Raw genomic sequence first — 17,173 nt, 5'->3', positions numbered from 1 at the left:
GAACCACGGGTCCGGTCAGGCGGACGGGAATAGGGCCACCAGATATCCCGCATAGGCGAGCAGCATCGCCAGCCCGGTCAACCGGCCCAGACGGCCTGTCCCGTAGGCCAGCGCCACCAAGCCAGTCGCCGTGGCGAGCAGCAGGAGGCTGTTGAACCCCGCGAGCCCGGCCGTCACGGGCAGCGGAACGACAAGCGCCGTGACACCCAGAATGCCAAGGATGTTGAAGATATTGCTGCCGACCACGTTGCCCAACGCCATGTCGGCCTGACCTTTGCGCGCGGCGATCACCGACGTGACAAGTTCCGGCAGACTGGTGCCGATCGCAACGATGGTCAGCCCGATCACCGCCTCGGACACCGCAAAGGCGCGGGCGATACCGGTCGCGCCGTCGACCAGCAGCTTGGCCCCGGCCAAAACACCGACCAGCCCGGCGACGAACAGCAGCGCCGCCGGGGCGAGGCGGCCGACGGCGGGCAGGTCCGGTGTGGCGGGTGCCTCCTGCGACCCGCGCAGGGTCACGAAAAGATAGGCCGCCAGTAGTGCGACCAGCCCGAAGCCCACGATGCGCCCGATCTGGCCCGACGCGATCAGCGCGACGCACAGGGCCGATACCGCGATCAGCACCGCGCCGTCCCGCCCGCGCGCACCCGTCAGCGCGACGGGCGCAAGCAATGCCGCAGCGCCGAGGATCAGTAGGATATTGGCGATGTTGCTGCCGACCACGTTGCCCAGCGCGATCCCCGGCGCGCCGTCAATCGCGGCAAGCACGCTGGTCATCAGTTCCGGGACCGATGTGCCGAAGCCCACCAGCGTCAGCCCGATCACCATCGGCGAAAGGCCCGCGCGGCTGGCAATCGTGACGGCGCCGCGCACCAGCGCCTCGCCACCGCCCACGAGGGCCGCAAGCCCGCAGACCACAAACAACAGATCGGTCGACATTCCGGTGAACCCCAAATGCAATCACGCGCGTGTCGGCCTGATCCTGCATCGACGATGAAGTGGCCCCGCCGGGCAGTTTGCGCAAGATCGGCGCGAAAATATTCCGCCGACCCGCCCGGTGTCAGTGGTCGCCCAGAATGCCCGTGCGGACGCCGTAGTCGACGGCCAGTTCGTAGTCCGGATCGTCATCACTGTCGACGACCAGATGGCCTGCGCGCGCCAGAAGACGGTGGCAGTCGCGGCTCAGGTGGCGCAGCTGGATCCGCTTGCCCTGCGTCTCGTATTTGCCCGCGACGGCCTCGATGGCCTGCAACGCCGACTGGTCGGCGACCCGGCTTGCGGCGAAGTCCACGATCACCAGATCGGGGTCGTTCTCGACATCGAAAAGTTCGGCAAAGCCGTCGGCGGAGCCAAAGAACAGCGGACCCTGAATCTCATAGACTTTCGCGCCCGCCTCGGTCCGGCTCTCACGTTCGATCGCGTGAATACGCGTGGCGTTCTGCCAGGCATAGGCCAGCGCCGACACGATCACGCCGACGACCACCGCAGTTGCCAGATCGGTCGCCACCGTGACCACGGTCACGAGGATCGTGACGAAAGCGTCGGTCTTGGGCACCTTGCGCAGGATGGTCAATGAGTTCCACGCAAACGTGCCGATCACCACCATAAACATCACGCCGACGAGTGCTGCCAGCGGAATCTGTTCGATCAGGCCGGAGGCGAACAGGATGAACGCCAAAAGGAACAGCGCCGCCGCGATGCCGGCAATACGGGTGCGCCCGCCGGACTTCACGTTGATCATCGACTGGCCGATCATCGCACAGCCACCCATCCCGCCGAAAAATCCGGTCACCGTATTTGCCACGCCCTGCGCCACGCATTCCTGGCTGGCACCGCCGCGCTTGTTGACGATCTCGCCAACGAGGTTCAGCGTCAGCAGGCTTTCGATCAGGCCGATGGCCGACAGGATCAACGCATAGGGCAGGATGATCATGAAGGTGTCCCATGTGGCCGGCACCATGGGGATGTGGAACATCGGCAAACCGCCTTCGATGCTGGCCAGATCGCCGACGCGCGGCACGTCCAGACCGAAGACGATCACGACCGCCGCTACGATCCCGATTCCGGCCAGGGGCGCCGGGATCGCCGTCGTGACCCGCGGCATCACCCAGATGATCGCCATGGTCACGGCGACCAGCGACAGCATCAGGAACAGCGGCCAGCCGGACAGCCATTCGCCATTGGCCATGCCGTGACCAGCACTTTCCGCGGTGCCGGGCACCTGAAACTGGCTCATCTGTGCCAGGAAAATCACGATGGCCAGACCGTTGACGAACCCCAGCATCACCGGATGCGGCACGAGCCGGATGAATTTACCCCAGCGCATGATGCCGACGAAAATCTGGATCAGACCCATCAGCACGACCGTCGCAAAAAGATATTCCACGCCGTGCTGCGCCACGAGGCTGACCATGACGACGGCAAGCGCACCGGTCGCACCGGAAATCATACCGGGACGCCCGCCGATCAACGCCGTGATCAGGCCCACGATAAAGGCCGCATAGAGGCCCACAAGCGGGTGAACCCCGGCGACGAAAGCAAAGGCCACGGCCTCCGGCACCAGCGCCAGCGCGACGGTCAGACCGGACAGCACCTCGATCCTGATGCGCGAGGCGTTCATCGGGGTCTCGGGGTCGCGAAGCGAAAGACTGTCGGCAAAACTTGCCAGAAGGGCGCGGGCCATGGGGATTACCTGTCACGATGCGTGGTTTTGCCGCCGCCTAACGGACCCGTGGTCGATTGTCACCCCCTGCCCGGCATTGCGCGCGGCACCGGGTCCACTTGCCACACCTTTCGCTCTCTGATTGTCTGGCGACGGACCCACGGTGCGGAGCGACCCATGACGAAACTCGGGATTATCGGCGGCTCCGGCATCTATGATGTCGCCGGGCTGGAACAGGCGGAATGGGTCACGGTGGACAGCCCTTGGGGTGAACCCTCTGACGCATTCTTGACCGGTCGCCTGTCCGGAATGGACATGGTGTTCCTGCCACGCCACGGGCGCGGCCATGTGCACAGCCCGACCGACGTGCCCTTCCGCGCGAATATCGACGCGCTGAAGCGGCTGGGCGTTAGCCATATCGTCAGCGTCTCTGCCTGCGGGTCGTTCAGGGAAGAGCTGGCACCGGGCGACTTCGTCATCGTCGACCAGTTTATCGACCGCACCTTCGCCCGACCCAAATCCTATTTCGGGTCCGGTTGCGTCGCCCATGTGAGTGTGGCGCATCCGACCTGCGCGCAGCTTTCCGCGGCCTGCCACCGGGCCGCGACGGCGGCGGGTATCACGGTCCATGACCGCGGCACCTATCTTGCGATGGAGGGGCCGCAGTTTTCGTCCCGTGCGGAAAGCCTGATGTATAAATCCTGGGGCTGCGACGTGATCGGCATGACCAACATGCCCGAGGCGAAGCTCGCCCGCGAGGCGGAGATCTGCTACGCCTCCGTCGCCATGGTCACCGATTACGACAGCTGGCACCCCGATCACGGGGCCGTCGATGTGGCAGAAGTGACCGCGACGCTGCGGGGCAACGGGACCAAAGCCGCCGACATGATCGCGGCCCTGCCTGGGGTACTCGGCGATCGGGCGGACCCCTGCCCGCATGGCTGCGACCGCGCGCTGGACAACGCGATCATGACGGCCCCCGACAAGCGCGATCCGGCGCTGGTGGCCAAGCTGGATGCCGTAGCCGGGCGTGTGCTGTGATCGCGACCCTGCGCAATCTGATGATCGCCCTGATGCTGGTGGCCCTGCCCGCCTGCGCCGACGACTATGTCCGGGTCGACGGGCAGATTTCCGACGATGATTTCTACCGGCTCGTCGCCTGCGCCGCACCGCCGGGGGGCATCTGCGCCTTTCCCATCGTGCGATGGCCCGCGCAACAGGCGCAACAGCTGACCTATGCCATCGCCCCCGCCGCCGACGGCTACCCCCCTGCCCTGGAGGCGGAACTTTCGGCAGCACTCGACCGCGTGATCGCCGAGATCAACGGTGCGGGAGCTGCTGTCCGTCTGGCCCGCGCCGCAAAACACACGACCGCGGATGTGGTGATCTATCCGCTGGACCTGCGCGACGGGGACCGGATCAGCGGGCTGGGCCAGCCGCAGGTCGACGGGCTAGTGATCGGCGCGGCCCATGTTCACATCTGGTGGAACGCAGGCCTGCAGATCGACGACGCGCTCATCGTCATGGCGGCCGACATTCCGCGGCACGAAGTGTTTCCGATCCTGCTGGAAGAGATCACGCAGTCGCTCGGCCTGCTGACGGATATCAAGGGTCGCTGGTACGAAACCCGGTCCGTCTTTTCCGAAGACAGCAACAGCGTGATGAAGCTGGGCGCGCAGGACCGGATGGCACTGCGCCGCCATTACGGCCCCGGATAGGGCGCTGGCCATGGCACACAGAATCGTCAATACATCGTCCGCCCGATGACAAAGGACCCACCATGAAGACCGTTCAGGACTACATCCGCACGATCCCCGATTTCCCGCACGAGGGGATCATGTTCCGCGATGTCACGACGCTGTTTGCGGACCCGCGCGGCTTCCGGCTGGCCATCGACCAATTACTGCATCCCTACGTCGGGCTGAAAATCGACAAGATCGTCGGGCTGGAGGCACGCGGTTTCATCCTCGGCGGGGCCATCGCGCATCAGCTGTCACGCGGATTCGTCCCGATCCGCAAGAAGGGCAAATTGCCCGGCCAGACGCTGGAGCAGGCCTATACGCTGGAATACGGCGAGGCGGTAATGGAGGTGCATGACGACGCGCTGCAACCGGGCGAAAAGGTGCTGCTGGTCGATGACCTGCTGGCCACCGGCGGCACGGCGGAGGCCGGAATCAAGTTGATCGAAAAACTGGGGGCCGAGGTGATCGGATGCGCCTTCGTGATCGACCTGCCCGATCTGGGCGGCCGCGCGAAGCTGGAAAAGATGGGCATGGCGGTGCACACGCTTTGCGCTTTCGACGGCGACTGAAGTCTGACGCCCTTGGGCGGCTTTCCCCTGTCCTGTCACAACCGGCACGAAAGTTGAATTGCATCCGCACCGTCGCTCGGCCATATTGCGGCACAAGTCAAAACGAACAATGCGCCACGCAATTTCGGGCGACATGACGGCAGGTGAGGCAAGGATGCGCATTCTTTTCATAGGTTTGTCCATGGCGACACTGGCGGCTTGCGGCAGTTCCGTCGGCAACGGCGTCGTCGCCAAGGCCTGTATCGACGCCGACCGCCGCGCCGCGACGCCGCAACTGTGTTCCTGCGTACAACAGGCGGCGAACCGCACGCTCAGCGCATCCGACCAGTCGCTTGCGGCATCGTTCTTCGAAGACCCGCAGGCGGCGCAGGATATCCGCCAGCGCGGTATTCCCAGCACCTCTGCGTTCTGGCGCCGCTACCGGAATTTCGCCGATACGGCGCGGTCGCTCTGCGGCTGATCGGCCGACGGCTTGTCGTCAGACAATCCGGCAACGATCGCATCGGCCGCCACCGCGATCAGATCCAGTGCCGTTTCGAAATCACCGGTGTAATACGGGTCCGGCACATCCTGCGCCGCAAAAAGCCGCACCGGCGTCGCGTTCCCTGCCGGGCGGATCGCCTCGACATCCGCGCGGTTCCGACGATCCATCGCAAGGATCAGGTCGAAACGGTCGAAATCGGACGCTGTGATCTGTCGCGCGCGCTGGCCGGACAGGTCCAATCCACGTTTGCGCGCCGCGTCGATCATCGGGCCGTATGGTGGATCGCCGACATGCCAACCGCCGGTTCCGGCGCTGTCGACCGACCAATCCGGCGCGCGTTGTCGCAACATGGCCTCTCCTGCCGGGGACCGGCAGATGTTGCCCAGACAGACGATCAGAACAGCGGTCAGCGCAGCACCCCGCGCCGCCGCATCGCGCGGGCATAGATCAGCAACAGGATCAGCACGACGAAGATCGCCGCCGAGAACGCCATCTCCGCAGGCCCGCCCATCGTCATCGCCGACGGCTCCGCCACGCCGTAGGTAAAGACCGCCGATACGATCAGCCCCAGCAGCGACAATCCGAAGGCGGCGACCGCAAACCGCGACCGCAGCAGCAGCAAAAGCGAACCCGCAATCGAGAACCAGACCCCGATGCCCCAACTGAAATCGAACCAGAGCGGCGCGTTTTCCAGCATCGCGATCCGCTCCGCCGGCATCTGCGCCAGATAATCCGCAGCGCCTGTCCGCGTCATGACGTAGTCGTATCCGCCACCCGCATTCCACAACAGCGACAGAACGCCGACGATCCAAAGGTGAACGGGAGTTTTCATGGCGATGCCCCTTCTTGTCCGATGAACCGGACGATACCACATTGAAGGGCGTGCCCAAATGCCCAATTTACATGGCTGTGCGACCGACACGGATGATCGACAAAGCTGGTGCGCGTGAGTATCACCGCTGCCATGACGCTTCATCGCGCAACAGACTCTCTGGCAACCGGCGTCCAGGCGGGCGACCGTCGCGCGCTTGCCCGCGCGATCACGCTGGTGGAAAGCGGGCGGGCGGACCATCGCGCCGACGCGCTGGCTCTGCTCGACCAGCTTGGCACCGACCGGCAAGCCTTGCGGATCGGCCTGTCGGGCACACCCGGAGTCGGCAAATCGACCTTCATCGAAAGTTTCGGTCTGATGCTGACGGGCATGGGCAAGAAGGTCGCCGTGCTCGCAGTCGATCCCTCCTCCGCCCGCTCCGGCGGGTCGATTCTGGGTGACAAGACCCGGATGGAGCGGCTGTCGCGCGATCCCCACGCCTTCATCCGTCCCTCGCCCAGCCAGACGCAACTGGGCGGCGTGGCCCGCCGCACCCGCGATGCCGTCGCCCTGTGCGAGGCGGCGGGTTATGACATCGTGCTGATCGAAACCGTGGGCGTCGGCCAGTCCGAAACCATGGTGGCGCAGATGGCCGATCTGTTCGTCCTGCTGTTGGCCCCGGCGGGCGGCGACGAACTGCAAGGCGTGAAACGCGGGATCATGGAAATCGCCGACCTGATCCTGATCAACAAGGCCGATGGCGATCTGAAACCGCAGGCCGCGCGCACCTGCGCAGACTACGCCGGTGCCCTGCGCCTGATGCGCAAGCGCGAGCAGGACCCGGACGGGTTTCCCAAAGCCTTGACCGTGTCCGCGCTTGAGGACAGCAATCTTGAAAAGGCATGGGACGAGATGACTGCGCTGGCCGACTGGCGGCGGGCGCAGCGGGTCTGGGACACCACCCGCGCAGCACAGGGCCGCTATTGGTTCCACGAGGAGGTCCGCCTGCAGATGTTGGAACAGCTTGAACGCAATCCAGACCTGCAGCACCGGATGACGCGGATGGAACGGGCCGTGACCGAGGGCCAGATCGCCCCGGCGGTGGCCGCGGCAGAGGTGGTGACTGCGCTCATGCGGGCCACCAAGACCGACGCCGGGGAATTCCCGCCAGAGGATGCGTAATCCGGGTTGACGGGTCGCCGGAATCCCCATATCCCGCCGAAACTGAATTCAAGGTCCCGCGTCCGCGCGGGATTTGGCCGTTTGACAAGGGTGACCCGCAATTCTGTGCGCGTGACACCCTCATAGACAAGGAAAATGATCATGTCGCGTCGTTGCGAACTTACCGGTAAAGGCCCGATGTCTGGCAACAATGTCAGCCACGCCAAAAACCGCACCCGCCGCCGGTTCCTGCCCAACCTGCAGGATGTGTCCCTGCGCTCCGACACGCTGGGCCGCACGTTCAAGTTCCGCGTATCCAACGCGGCCCTGCGCACGGTCGATCACCGTGGCGGCCTCGACGCCTTCATGGCCCGCGCGAAAGAGGCGGAACTGTCCGCCGACGCGCTGAAGGTCAAGAAAGAGATCGACAAGGCCACCGCGTAACGCGCAAGCCACGTCACCGATTTGCAAGGCCCGGTTGATGATCAGCCGGGCCTTTTGCTTTGCCGCGCTATTGCAGCAGTATCTGCGCCCGCGCCGTCTGCCCGTTCGCGTCGATCACCGTCAGCGCCGAATACCCGGCCCCCAACGTGCCCAGATCGACCTCGCGCGCGTGGCTCGTCAGCACCGGCGCGCCGTTGGCCAGCCATGTGAATGGGGCGGCACCGTCGCGCACCTTGGCCGTCAGGCGCGCGGCATCGAGGGTCGCCCCGTCGGGCGGAAAGGCGATCCGGGGGCCATCCGCCAGCGACACGCCGCGCGGGCGGAACCGCTGCAACGCCTGCGGCAGTTGCGCCGTCGGCAGCAGCAGCGTTGCCGCAGGCGGGGCGGCAATTGGGTCGATCCGCGTTTTCAGCCGTTCGAAAGCGGCAAACATCACCGGGGCCGCCAGATCACCGCCGAAGACACCCGGCACCGCCGTGCCATCGGCGCGCCCCATCCAGACGGCCACCACATGCCGCCCATCGAACCCCACCGCCCAGGCATCGCGGTGGCCATAGCTGGTGCCGGTCTTGAACGCGATGCCCGTCCCCTGCACCCCTGCCGGGCGCGGTGTTTCCAGCAGGATGTCGGCCACCTGCCAGGCCGCCACGTCTCCCAGCACCCGCTGCGGCGCAAATCCGTCTGTCGCCGCTGTCTGCCACCGCAGATCGACCGCCACACCGCCGTTGGCGATGGCGGCATAGCTACGGGTCAGGTCTTCCAGCGTGATCCCGACACCGCCCAGCGCGACAGCCAATCCCGCACGCCCGCCGGGGATCACCGGCTTGGCCCCGGCGCGTTCCAGCGCCGCGATCAGGTGTTGCGGCCCCAGCGCTTCCAACACGCTGACGACAGGGATGTTCAGCGACAATTGCAACGCCGTGCGCACCCGCAATTCGCCGCGAAACAATCCGTCAAAGTTCTGCGGCGCGTATCCGCCAAAATCCGTGGGCCGGTCGGCGATGAGCGTCTCGGGGTGGATCAGCCCCCGGTCAAAGCCCACCCCATAGACCAGCGGCTTCAACGTCGATCCGGGCGAGCGCAGCGCCTGCGTCAGGTCGACAAACCCCGCCCGGCCATCCGCGCGATATGCGGCGGAACCGACAGAGGCCAGTACCTCGCCCGTCCGATGATCCGCAACGATCAGCGCCGCCTGCACGCGGTCGCTGCGTCCTGCCGTCACGTCTGCTGCAAGTTGTTCAAGCGCTGTCTGCACAGACCTGTCCAGTGTCAGATCATGGCGCGGGGTGCTCGGGTCGGCGGCAACCACCCGATCCGCCAGATGCGGTGCGAGGGCAGGTAACAGGTGTCGCGTGGGCGGCACCGGCCGCCGCATCGCCCCTTCCAGCGTTTCGCTGTCCAGCACGCCCGCCCCCTCCATCCGGGCCAATACCCTGTTCCGCGCGGTTGTCGCGGCGACGGCATCACGGTCCGGGCGGCGCGCCTCCGGTGCCTGCGGCAAAGCCACCAGCAGCGCTGCCTGCGCCGCCGTCAGCCGCCGGGGCGGCTTGCCGAACCACGCCAGCGACGCTGCCCGCACCCCTTCGATATTTCCACCGAACGGCGCGCGGTTCATGTAGAGCGTCAGGATCTCGTCCTTGCTCAACTGCCGTTCCAGCGCCAGCGCGACCCTGATCTGGCGCAGCTTGCCGCTCCACGCCCCTGTACCGCCATCCTCCAGCAGACGTGCGACCTGCATCGTCAGGGTCGATCCGCCCGATACGATCCGCCCGTGCCAAAGCGCCTGTGCAGCCCCCCGCGCCATGGCGACCGGATCAACACCGGCGTGATCGTAGAACCGCTTGTCCTCGTAGCGCAGCAGCATGGCGACATAATCGGGATCGACCGTATCCAGCGTCGTGCCCATGCGCCAGCGCCCGTCGGCCACCGTGTAGGCGCGCAGCAGATCGCCGTTGCGGTCCAGCACCTCCACCGATTGCGCGATCTCAAGCGGCGGCAGCACCGCCGCGTCGATCCACGCGTCAAAGCTGTCGCGCCCCAGTGCCGCGGCCCAAAGTGCGGCGACGAGGATGATCAGGCGGCGCATGTCACTCTGTGACGACGACACGGCCCGTGTCGGTGCGCGCACGCATCTGCGGGCGATACATATCCTCCACGCTGGCGGCGGGGTGATGGAAGTTGCCGGGTGACACGGCCCGCACGATGTAGGCCAGTTGGAACGGCGCGTCGGATCGCCAATCCACCGCCGCAAGGAACCTGTCGCTACGGAATTCGGCGTTCTCGCTGCGCACGGGTTCCAGCCAGTCGAGCGCGCGGATATCGCCGCCCTGCAGCAGGTTCGGGTTGTCGATCTCGAACCCGGCGGGCAGCGGATCGTCGACCATCAGCCGCCCTTCCTGCCGCCCGATGGGTGCGACCGTCAAGACGGTGACTAGCCGCGTCCCGGCAGCTACGTTGCCCACATCGGCGAACGCGCCATCGGTGGTGAAATACTCGCGCCGGATGGCGTAACCATTGCCGCCCGCAGGTTCCGGCGTCTCTGGAACGCCGAAGGTTGTCACCGTGATCTCGGTATCGCGCGGGCTGCTGTTGGCGATAGCGATGGCACCCGCGCTGGTATCGTCCTGCAGCACCTGCACGATCGGTCCTTCCGGTGCGCGGCCATCCACCGTGATGCCCTCGGTCCGCAGATCACGGATCAGCGCATTCGCGGCAAGCAGCGTCCAGGCCGCCTCCTGCGTGCTGGCGCGTCCTGACCGGTCGGCAATCGCCAGCGTCAGCGTCTCGCGGTCCACCGCATCCGATCCCGCCTCGACCGCCAGTGCCAGCACGGCGGCGGTGTCGCGACGATAGGAGCCATAGTCGCTGCGCCAGATCATCCGTTCAGCGGTAGCATAGTTCAGCGCCAATTTGCGCCCCGCCTGCGCGAACATCGCATCCGCACGACGTTGGTCACCGTATTGCGCCAGTGCCGCGCCAAGCTGCGCCAATGCCACGGCGTTGAACGCCGATGCCTTTTGGTCGGCATAGTAGCGCAGATCGCCGACCGCGGCAGCCCCTTCGCGCGCCAGCACCATCATTGCATAGGCCAGGTCAGATCCGCCTTCGTCGAAATCGGGGTAGTAGTTCACCCGGTTGCGCAGGTTGTCGATGGCGTTCCGGAACGCGAGGTCGGGCACGTCATGGCCCTCCGCCCGTGCGCGGCTCAAGAAGTCGGTGACATAGGCATCCAGCCACATATCGCCGCTGCTCGCGCGCCACAGGCCAAACGCGCCGTTGGCCGCCTGATTGGCCAGCACCTCGGTGATGCTCTGCTCGATCCGTTCGGACAGCTGATCCCGCGTGCCCAACCCCATCGCGGCAGCAACACTGTCGAGATACAGCAACGGCATCGCGCGGCTGGTCAGCTGCTCCGTGCAGCCATAGGGGTAGCGATCCAGCGTCGACAGTAGCCCGGGCGCATCGAAGCGCGCCAAAGCGCCGACGGACAGGGTCGCGTGGCCGGTGCCGTCGACCATGCCGTCAAAGACATTGCGATCAAAGCTGAAGGTCGATCCCGCCGCCAGCGTGAAACGTGATATCCGGCTGACCTCCGGGTCGTTCACGACGACAGGCACCGTCAGCGATTTTTCCAGTACCTGCCCGTCGGGCGTCGTCAGGCTGATGTCGATGCTGTGCACGCCCACGTCGAATGCGCCGAACGGCACCGCAAAGACTTTCTTTTCCGCCTCATCCAGCGTGAAAGTCGCAGGCGGCACGTTGGCCAGCGCCAACCCGTCGGCGCTGAGGTTCAGCCCGACCACACCCGTCGGTCCATCCGCATGGACGATCTCCAGCAGCAACCGGCTCTGGTCACCTGGGGCGAGGAAGCGTGGCACGGATGCCGTCACGACCACCGGATCGCGCACCAGCACTTCCGCCTCGGCCTCACCCACGCCGGTCTCTGACCAGACAACTGCCATCAGCCGCACGGTGCCGTTGAACGCGGGCAGATCGAAAGTCACCGTCGCGCGGCCATCGGCCCCGACCGTGACCGGCCCTTCGAAATAGGCGACGAGTTCTTCGGTCGGCGGCGGGCTCTGCATCGACATGCCGGCCATCGCGTCACCGCCCGAGCGCACCGTGCCCATGTCATCGTTCAGCCCGTCGATCAGCCGTCCGTAAAGATCGCGCATCTCCACGCCCAGCTTGCGCTGGCCAAAGTAGTGGCCGGACGGGTCAGGGCTTTGAAAGCCGGTCAGGTTCAGGATACCCACATCGACCGCCGCCAGGGTCACATAGGCGGTCTCGCCCGCCGTGACCCCATCCACCTGCACCCCGACCGATAGCGTCTCGCGCGGTTGCGCGGCATCCGGCACATCAATGCTCACCGCCAACGCCTTGTCGCCCGGATCGACTGCGGCATAGCCCAGCCCCAGAGCGCGCGCCGGGTTGCGGCCTGCGTCGGCATCCATCGGACGGATCACCGTGGCGCTGACATAGGCGCCCGCGCCCCATTCCTCTGTCACCGGCAGGTCGATCACGTTTTCGCCCTCGGTCACCTGCACGGTCTCCATCGCGATCAGGCGGTTCGACATCACCGTCACCACCGCCGTCCCGGCATAGCGCGGCACGATGCGGAACCGGGCGGTGTCACCCACCGCATAGCTTTCGGCATCGAGCGAGGCCTGCAAGAGGTCGGGCGTATCCGTGGCCTCTGCAGGGGCGTACCATCCCGCATAGAAACTCTCGGCGGAGGCAAGGTAGTCCGCCCCGGTCCGTTCCACCACCAGTTCGTATCGGCCCCACTCCACATTCGCGCCGACGGTCACCGGTGCCGCGCCCAGCGTGGTCGTGCCCGTGGCGATCCGCTCACGCGAGGTGACGGGCTCCCAGTTCCAGTCGCCGTAAAGGGAATACCACTGATAGCGCGTGGTGACGCGGTTCAGCGTCCATTGCACCGGCATCTCCTGCGGTTGCAGGTCGGCCTCCAGGCCGATCAGCTGGAATTCAGCGCGCTGGCCCTCGCCCAGCACATCGTCGAACAGCGGCTTGATCCCGATCATGTCGGTGCCGGGCAGAACCGGCACGGTGATCTGCCGTTCGACCGGGCGGCCGGACCCTTCGGACACCCGCGCCGTCACACGCAGTTCCAGCGGCTGGTTGACGCTGATGTCGGCCATCTCCACGCCGACCCGCGCGATCCCGTCAGCACCGGTACGGCCCCCGTCCAGATAGGTCAGTTCGGCATCAACAGGTTCGTCGTAGCGACCGAAGCGATATCCGGGATAGGCATCAAGGCCACCAGACGCGCGCAACAGCGCCTCGCCCTCGACCGGCAGGTCACCGGCGGGCGGACCGAACAGGTAACGCGCGTCGATGGTCAGCGTCGGGCTGTCGCCCACGCGCAGATCGTTCGGCAGTGACAGGTCGAAGTCGATCCGCTCGGGCAGGAAATCTTCGACCAGCACTGACCGCGTCGCCAACGCCGGGGCCTCGACATCGGCCTTCAGCGCGATCTGCCATGTGCCGCGCGGGGCCGTGCCCGCGACCGGCAGCGCAAAGACATGCCCGCCCGCCAGATCGTCCAGCGATGTCGTGCGGCTGTATTCCACGCCGTCGGGTCGGGTCAGTATTGCGGTCAGCGGCACGTCTGTCAGCGCGCCCGCCTGCGCGTCGCGCATCAGGGCGGTGACATGGATCGTCTCGCCTGCGCGATAGGCCCCGCGGTCCGTGGCCAGAAACACATCCATCGGCGGCGCAGGCTCGCGCCCCTCCACACCCCGATCGGACAGATCGAACGCCGCATCGCGCAGCGACAGGAACGCCGCATCGTCGCCATGTGCCACCGTCACCAGCGCGGGCGCATTTACGCCCACCCCGCGCGTCAGACCAGCGGCGAATTGTGCAATACCGCGTGCATCCGTCTGCGCCGTCGCCAGCACTTCGTTGCCCTCGGACAGCAGCGTGACGGTCGCACCGTCCTTCGCCGCCGCGTCCGCCAACCCGCGCACCGATACCGTCAACCCGTCGGTGCCCAGGTAGCTGGCGATGCCAAGATCGGACAGCACGAACCATTGCGTCGCGGGCGGGTTGTCGTAGGGGTCTGCCCCCGGCACAGCCGCCGACAGCACATAGATACCGGCGGGTTCATCGCTGAGCATGTCGGTCAGCGGAATGCGCGTCAGCACGTCGCGGTTCAGCTCCGTCCCGGTCTGCGCAGTGCCTTCCCAGACGGTTCCGGCGAACCGGCTTTCCAGATACTCCTGATCGTAGGCATAGAGCGGCGTGTTGAAGACACCCTCCTGCATCGCGCGGATCACGTTGCGGTCGGTCATCCGCCGCAGCGTCAGCGCCACCTCCGGCAGGTTCACCGTCTCTACCGGGATCGCGATATCACCCAGCCGCGGCAGCACATAGGCACGCGAGGTGAAGCGCACGGCTGGCGATCGGTCGCGCACGTAGAGCGTCAGTTCCACCGGGCGCAGCAGTTCCTCGCCACTCGCCGCGGGCAGCCCCTGACGCAGCACGATCCGGTACCGCTCGCCGTGCTGAACGCCGGAGATACACAGCTGCCCATCATTGACCTGCACCACCATCGTCGGGTCGGGCAGTTGCACATAGGGCGTATAGTCGACACCCGCCTTGACCAATTCTTCGTTGAAGGCCGCACAGATACGCGGATCGGCGCTGTCGCTTTCCACCTGCGTGTCGGTCACCCGGAACCCGTATTTACCGATGGCGTCGTCCAACGCCGCTTCCAGCACGTTCGACGGTTGCAACGATAAAGCCAGCCGCAGGGTCGGAATCATGTCGCGCCCACGGCCACGTGCCTCGAGCGCAAGCGCAAGCTCGTTCAATGCCGTGACCCGTTCGCCGACGGACAGCGCCCGCAGATATCCCGCGACCGCCGCCGGGATCATCCGGCCCCGCATATTGGACCCGTCGTCATTGCGGATCACGGCCGCATAGCCCACCCAGTCGCGCGAAAGATCGGTTTCCGCAGCCCGGCCGCCCAGCGTCCGCTGCGCGCCGGAATCTTCGGGCCGGTCGCGCCCGATGGCCAGCGCCAGACCATAGGCCGCGCTCAGATCGCCGTCGCGCAGGAAATCCAGATCGGCGGCACGGGCGGCCGATTGCTGCAGGACAGGCGTCGCGGTGGCATAGACCTGCCCGGACACCGCACCGTCGTATGGCGCGTATTCCGTGACGCTCCGCTTGGGAAAACAGGCGTTCGAGCGGGCATTGAACGTAAAGGCCGTACAGCTTGCGTCATTCAGGCATGCCGCCTCGCAGGCCTGCAGGGTGGTATCGAAAATATTGGCGATGTCATTGCCCAGAAAATCCACGTTCTGCGTGATCACCACCCTGCGGTCCGGGACCACCTGTGATTGCTGAGCGGTCGCGCCAATCGCGCAGATCATGAAAACAAGCGATGTGAAAATGAGAGCGATGAGACGCGACATGATGCAAACTCCGGTCTGAATGGGCCGGATGGTGGCACGGGTCCCGGATTCGGGCAATGGCGCAGAAGGTGAGGTTTTCCGCACCTTTCGCGCAGGGATCAGCCGTTCGCCGACCCCTGATAGGGACGCAGGAACACCGGCTTTCCCGCCTCCGACAGGTCGGGATCGTGGCGATACCCGCCGCTGGCGAAGCCGCGCAAATCCGCAGGATCCGTCAAACGATTGGTCACGATATAGCGCGCCATGGCACCCCGCGCCCGCTTGGCGAAAAAGCTGACGATGCGCGGTCTGTCGTCCTTCACCTCCATGAACTGCGGCGTGATCACCTGCAGTTTCAGGGCCTTGCGATCCGCCGCGCCGAAATACTCCTGACTGGCGCAATTCACCAGCACATCGGTGCCTGTCGTCTCTGCCTGTGCGTTCAGCGCCTTGGCGACGGTATCGCCCCAGTAGTCATAAAGCGTCCTGCCCCGCCGCGTCTTCAACCGGCTGCCCATTTCCAAACGGTAGGGCTGGATCGCGTCCAATGGGCGCAGCAGGCCGTAAAGCCCCGACAGGATACGCAGATGGTCCTGCGCCCAGGCCATCTCGTCATCGCTGAGTGTCTTCGCCTCCAATCCCTGATACGTATCGCCGTTGAACGCCAAGGCTGCCGGTTTCACGCTCTCCGGTGCCGGCTCTGCCGCAAAGGCGCGAAACCGGTCGCGGTTCAGCCGCGCCAAATCGTCGGAAAGGCTCATCAGCCCCTTCAGGTCGCGCAGGGTCAGGTTCCGCGCTGTCTTCGCCAGCCGCACCGCATCGTCCTGAAACGCGGGCTGCGTCGGCGCAATCCCGACCGGGGTCCAGTCGAGCGCCTTGGCAGGCGAAATGACGGTCAGCATGGGGCACTCCTTTGGCGCGGCATTCGGAGACACGACCTAGCACGTTTTTTCGCGGCCAACACCCAAATGGGTGATGCCGCAAAGACAAGACGCGGGGCAAGGTTAACGAATCGCCGTCCCGCATGTCTGGTCGGCCCAAACCTCAGCCACCAGAAAGTTTATAGCAAATGCATTACTCTCCTCATCTCAAAGCAGCAATCGCCACAGCCGTTCTGTTCGCCCTCGGCGCATGCAGCGGCGGGTCGTCCTCCGATACCATGGATATGGATATGACCCCGGGCGCTTCAGGCTATGGCGATCGTGTCGCCAGCCTCCGGGCGGCTACCGACAACGGCAGCGCGAGCTTTGGCGGTCGTCCGACAAGTGCCATTACCGGTGATACCTTCTTTGTGCCCGGCACGGTGACGATGTCCGGTCAAATGGCTTTGTTGAACGAACGCGCCACCCTGGATGCGTTGGATACCACGGTCGACATGCAGGATACGACCACGGGCGCAATCCTCGCGACACGCGACGCCCTTTTCGCACCGGACGTCATCGGCAACCTGTCGATCACGGCGACGCTGACCGACCAAAGCGGGACATTCACCGGAACCGCGACCGACTTCGTCGATCGGACGAACGCTGCCCATAGCGGCACGATGACGATCAGCAACGGCACCCTGACAGCTACAACCGCGAGAGACGGCGAACAAGAAATCGATGTTGCGGCCATAACGTCGGGCACCCTCACGACTCCGCAGGGTGCGGATCGCGACCTCAACGGCTTTCTGGGCGGGGTGGTCGCGAACGTGAACGGCCCGGTCCTGACAGGTATCGTGCGCGGCGTCGCGGCGGACAATCAGACGAACACCTTGATCGGGCTTTTCGGAGCGAATTGACGGTCACGGGACGCGGCGACTGTCGCTTCCTTCCCGTCCTTGCGCGCGTGTCATCGGCTCGCGGCGCTCTATTGCGCTGTATGCCGAAAC

The 17,173-nt window shown here is 65.6% G+C and carries 14 protein-coding genes; 7 read left to right on the top strand and 7 right to left on the bottom strand.

Annotation, left to right across the window (positions count from 1 at the left end; all coding sequences use genetic code 11):
• Nucleotides 1-15 precede the first annotated feature (15 nt).
• Complete coding sequence (locus AC04PH_RS05745) at nucleotides 16-942, bottom strand: calcium/sodium antiporter (protein ID WP_483064784.1); 927 nt, start codon at nucleotides 940-942, stop codon at nucleotides 16-18.
• A gap of 121 nt (nucleotides 943-1,063) precedes the next feature.
• The gene (locus AC04PH_RS05740; RefSeq protein ID WP_483064783.1) at nucleotides 1,064-2,686 is read right to left on the bottom strand and encodes a SulP family inorganic anion transporter; all 1,623 of its coding nucleotides are present in this window, start codon (nucleotides 2,684-2,686) and stop codon (nucleotides 1,064-1,066) included.
• Between the two features lie 156 nt (nucleotides 2,687-2,842).
• Between AC04PH_RS05740 and AC04PH_RS05735 the strand changes: the two genes are divergently transcribed.
• The 4 genes from AC04PH_RS05735 to AC04PH_RS05720 all read left to right on the top strand — a co-directional run bounded on the left by AC04PH_RS05735 (nucleotide 2,843) and on the right by AC04PH_RS05720 (nucleotide 5,436).
• Nucleotides 2,843-3,706 carry an S-methyl-5'-thioadenosine phosphorylase gene (locus AC04PH_RS05735; RefSeq protein ID WP_483064782.1) on the top strand — a complete coding sequence of 288 codons (864 nt, stop codon included), beginning with the start codon at nucleotides 2,843-2,845 and terminating at the stop codon, nucleotides 3,704-3,706.
• Nucleotides 3,703-4,383 (top strand): DUF2927 domain-containing protein, encoded by a 681-nt coding sequence (locus AC04PH_RS05730; protein WP_483064781.1) that lies wholly within the window; start codon nucleotides 3,703-3,705, stop codon nucleotides 4,381-4,383. The genes AC04PH_RS05735 and AC04PH_RS05730 overlap by 4 nt, the downstream gene beginning before the upstream one ends.
• Before the next feature lie 62 nt (nucleotides 4,384-4,445).
• A complete protein-coding gene (locus tag AC04PH_RS05725; protein ID WP_483064780.1) occupies nucleotides 4,446-4,976 on the top strand; it encodes an adenine phosphoribosyltransferase in 531 nt (176 codons plus the stop codon).
• A gap of 181 nt (nucleotides 4,977-5,157) precedes the next feature.
• Nucleotides 5,158-5,436: an arginine transporter gene (locus AC04PH_RS05720; RefSeq protein WP_483064779.1), complete on the top strand. Its 279-nt coding sequence runs from the start codon at nucleotides 5,158-5,160 to the stop codon at nucleotides 5,434-5,436.
• On the opposite strand, the gene AC04PH_RS05715 is transcribed toward AC04PH_RS05720, so the two are convergent.
• Nucleotides 5,394-5,855 carry a low molecular weight protein-tyrosine-phosphatase gene (locus AC04PH_RS05715; protein WP_483066154.1) on the bottom strand — a complete coding sequence of 154 codons (462 nt, stop codon included), beginning with the start codon at nucleotides 5,853-5,855 and terminating at the stop codon, nucleotides 5,394-5,396. The two genes, AC04PH_RS05720 and AC04PH_RS05715, sit on opposite strands and share 43 nt — an antisense overlap.
• Before the next feature lie 11 nt (nucleotides 5,856-5,866).
• Nucleotides 5,867-6,292: a hypothetical protein gene (locus tag AC04PH_RS05710; RefSeq protein ID WP_483064778.1), complete on the bottom strand. Its 426-nt coding sequence runs from the start codon at nucleotides 6,290-6,292 to the stop codon at nucleotides 5,867-5,869.
• A 132-nt stretch (nucleotides 6,293-6,424) separates the two neighbouring features.
• Here AC04PH_RS05710 and meaB point away from each other — a divergent pair, with 132 nt between their 5' ends.
• Both meaB and rpmB read left to right on the top strand, forming a co-directional pair.
• Nucleotides 6,425-7,453, top strand: a complete 1,029-nt coding sequence (gene meaB, locus AC04PH_RS05705) for a methylmalonyl Co-A mutase-associated GTPase MeaB (protein WP_483066153.1) — start codon at nucleotides 6,425-6,427, stop codon at nucleotides 7,451-7,453.
• Between the two features lie 141 nt (nucleotides 7,454-7,594).
• Nucleotides 7,595-7,876: a 50S ribosomal protein L28 gene (gene rpmB, locus AC04PH_RS05700; protein WP_483064777.1), complete on the top strand. Its 282-nt coding sequence runs from the start codon at nucleotides 7,595-7,597 to the stop codon at nucleotides 7,874-7,876.
• A gap of 67 nt (nucleotides 7,877-7,943) precedes the next feature.
• Here the strand turns inward: rpmB and pbpC are convergent, their stop codons facing one another.
• The 3 genes from pbpC to yaaA form a co-directional block, all read right to left on the bottom strand.
• On the bottom strand, nucleotides 7,944-9,962 hold the full coding sequence (gene pbpC, locus AC04PH_RS05695; protein ID WP_483064776.1) for a penicillin-binding protein 1C: 2,019 nt from the start codon (nucleotides 9,960-9,962) through the stop codon (nucleotides 7,944-7,946).
• A 1-nt stretch (nucleotide 9,963) separates the two neighbouring features.
• Nucleotides 9,964-15,321 carry an alpha-2-macroglobulin family protein gene (locus AC04PH_RS05690; RefSeq protein ID WP_483064775.1) on the bottom strand — a complete coding sequence of 1,786 codons (5,358 nt, stop codon included), beginning with the start codon at nucleotides 15,319-15,321 and terminating at the stop codon, nucleotides 9,964-9,966.
• A gap of 98 nt (nucleotides 15,322-15,419) precedes the next feature.
• The gene (gene yaaA / locus AC04PH_RS05685; protein ID WP_483064774.1) at nucleotides 15,420-16,202 is read right to left on the bottom strand and encodes a peroxide stress protein YaaA; all 783 of its coding nucleotides are present in this window, start codon (nucleotides 16,200-16,202) and stop codon (nucleotides 15,420-15,422) included.
• 269 nt (nucleotides 16,203-16,471) lie between these two features.
• On the opposite strand from yaaA, the gene AC04PH_RS05680 reads away from it, so the two are divergent.
• Complete coding sequence (locus tag AC04PH_RS05680; RefSeq protein ID WP_483064773.1) at nucleotides 16,472-17,083, top strand: hypothetical protein; 612 nt, start codon at nucleotides 16,472-16,474, stop codon at nucleotides 17,081-17,083.
• Nucleotides 17,084-17,173 lie beyond the last annotated feature (90 nt).

It is taken from the genome of Yoonia sp. KMU-150 (assembly GCF_056858355.1).
This window is presented reverse-complemented; position numbering and strand designations above follow the sequence as displayed.

Coding starts and splice junctions, on each gene's coding strand:
- AC04PH_RS05740 (WP_483064783.1), bottom strand. CDS start 2,686: ATGGCCCGCGCCCTTCTGGCAAGTTTTGCCGACAGTCTTTCGCTTCGC.
- yaaA (WP_483064774.1), bottom strand. CDS start 16,202: ATGCTGACCGTCATTTCGCCTGCCAAGGCGCTCGACTGGACCCCGGTC.
- AC04PH_RS05680 (WP_483064773.1), top strand. CDS start 16,472: ATGACCCCGGGCGCTTCAGGCTATGGCGATCGTGTCGCCAGCCTCCGG.
- AC04PH_RS05725 (WP_483064780.1), top strand. CDS start 4,446: ATGAAGACCGTTCAGGACTACATCCGCACGATCCCCGATTTCCCGCAC.
- meaB (WP_483066153.1), top strand. CDS start 6,425: ATGACGCTTCATCGCGCAACAGACTCTCTGGCAACCGGCGTCCAGGCG.
- AC04PH_RS05720 (WP_483064779.1), top strand. CDS start 5,158: ATGGCGACACTGGCGGCTTGCGGCAGTTCCGTCGGCAACGGCGTCGTC.
- rpmB (WP_483064777.1), top strand. CDS start 7,595: ATGTCGCGTCGTTGCGAACTTACCGGTAAAGGCCCGATGTCTGGCAAC.
- AC04PH_RS05735 (WP_483064782.1), top strand. CDS start 2,843: ATGACGAAACTCGGGATTATCGGCGGCTCCGGCATCTATGATGTCGCC.
- pbpC (WP_483064776.1), bottom strand. CDS start 9,962: ATGCGCCGCCTGATCATCCTCGTCGCCGCACTTTGGGCCGCGGCACTG.
- AC04PH_RS05710 (WP_483064778.1), bottom strand. CDS start 6,292: ATGAAAACTCCCGTTCACCTTTGGATCGTCGGCGTTCTGTCGCTGTTG.
- AC04PH_RS05745 (WP_483064784.1), bottom strand. CDS start 942: ATGTCGACCGATCTGTTGTTTGTGGTCTGCGGGCTTGCGGCCCTCGTG.
- AC04PH_RS05690 (WP_483064775.1), bottom strand. CDS start 15,321: ATGTCGCGTCTCATCGCTCTCATTTTCACATCGCTTGTTTTCATGATC.